Origin of the sequence: Agromyces humi (assembly GCF_009720255.1) — a bacterium.
GTDB lineage: Bacteria > Actinomycetota > Actinomycetes > Actinomycetales > Microbacteriaceae > Agromyces > Agromyces humi.
Genome location: NZ_WJSP02000562.1, coordinates 1 through 1,847 on the forward strand (window position 1 = coordinate 1; position 1,847 = coordinate 1,847).

Sequence of the window (1,847 nt, forward strand, 5' to 3'; positions counted from 1 at the left end):
CGCCGCGCACCGCGCCCGAGCCGCAGAGCAGGATGCGCGGATGCCGCGTCGCCACGCCCCATCGCTCCGCCGGCGTGGGGAGCGCGACGCCATCCTCGGCCCACGGCCACGACAGCGGGCCGTGGAAGATGTTGCCGCCGGGCATGCGGAGCGCCTCCTCGAGGTCGAGGGTGGTCTTCGTCTCGATGCAGGGGCGGCCGGCGGCATCCGTCGCGATCACGTCGGCGATCGGCTCGGCCAGCACCGAGTCCAGCGAGGCGAGCACGGCGGCCTGCAGGCGTTCGCGCAGCTCGTCGTTGGAGAACCGCTCGAGCAGCCGGTGCGGCACGTGCAGGCCGAACACCGTGAGGGTGTGGGCGCCCGACGCCGCGAGCTCGGGCGAGAGGATCGACGGGTCGCTCAGGGTGTGGCAGTAGACCTCGCAGGGCAGGGGCGAGGGGATGCCGCCGCGTGACGCCGTGGCGAAGGCCGCGTCGAGCTGCGACTCGAGCTCGTTGATGTGGAAGGTGCCCGCGAACGCGGCCTCGGGTGCGACCTCGGAGTCGCGGAGGCGTGGCAGCCGGGTCAGCAGGAGGTTGACCTTGACCTGGGCGCCCTCGGGCTCGGCGAGGCGGCGCAGCCGCTCCCGCACGACGGGTGGCACCGGCAGCGGGTCGTTCGGGCGGAACGCCGGCTGGTCGCGCGGGGCGACCGTGGAGGCGGCGGCGGCGGCGTCGGTGGCGGTGGCGGTCGCGGCGGCGTCGGCGCGGCGCGTCGCGGCATCCGTCGCCCCCGCAGCGAGGAGGCGGTCGAGCACGACGGGCGCGACGTTGGCGAGCAGGACCTCGGCCTCGACGACGTGCTCGACGCCGTCGCGCACGTAGCGGACCCGGCTGGCCGGGTCGACCGCGAGCACCTCGGCGTCCGTCACCAGCTCGGCGCCGGCCCCACGCGCGGCCCGGGCGAGCTCGCCCGTCACCGAGCCCATGCCGCCGATCGGCACGTCCCAGTCGCCGGTGCCGCCGCCGATCACGTGGTACAGGAAGCACCGGTTGGCGTCGAGCGAGGGGTCGTCGAGATCGGTGAAGGTGCCGATCAGTCCGTCGGTCGCGACGACGCCGCGCACGAGGTCGCTCGCGAACCGCTCATCGATCGAGCGGCCGAGCGGCTGCTCGACGAGCGACTCCCAGGCCTCGTCGTCGCCGACCAGCTCGCGCACCTCGGCGCGGGTGAGCAGCGGCTCGGTGAGCGTGGGGAAGAGGCGTTCCGCGATCCGGCCGGTCTGGTCGGAGAAGGCGTTCCAGGCGTCGGCGTCGGCCGTGGCGCCGACGCGGGCGAACGCGGCAGCGGATGCCTCGGGGGTCGCCTCGCGGTCGACGAGCAGGCCGCGCGTCGGGTCGGCCGGGTCTGGCGTGTACGACGAGTAGCGGCGCCGCACCAGCCGCACGTCGAGGCCGAGGTCGTCGATGATGCGCTGCGGCAGCAGGCTCACGAGGTAGGAGTAGCGCGACAGCAGTGCGTCGACCCCGTCGAACGCCTGCGCCGACACGGCGGCGCCACCGAGGTGGTCGTCACGCTCGAGGAGCAGCACGGAGCGTCCGGCGCGGGCGAGGTAGGCGGCGGCGGTGAGGCCGTTGTGTCCGCCGCCGAGGATCACGACGTCGTGGGGCATCCCACGAGCGTACGTGATGGGGGCGAGGGCGAGCGGCTGCGGCATCCGCTCGCCCTCTGTGCTCGAGTGGGCGAAGTCGGCGGCTCCATGGCGGAGAACCAGCCGACTTCGCCCACTCGGTGAAGCCGGGGCAGGCGCGCGACTCAGGCCGCCCGGCGCATCGCCCGCACGCCGAGCCCGAGGCCGATCGCGCAGG

1 protein-coding gene is annotated in these 1,847 nt (G+C 75.0%); it reads right to left on the reverse strand.

Annotation, left to right across the window (positions count from 1 at the left end; translation table 11 throughout):
* A partial coding sequence (locus tag GH736_RS22280) for a phytoene desaturase family protein (protein WP_159607151.1) occupies positions 1-1,651 on the reverse strand: 1,651 nt, incomplete at its 3' end.
* Positions 1,652-1,847 lie beyond the last annotated feature (196 nt).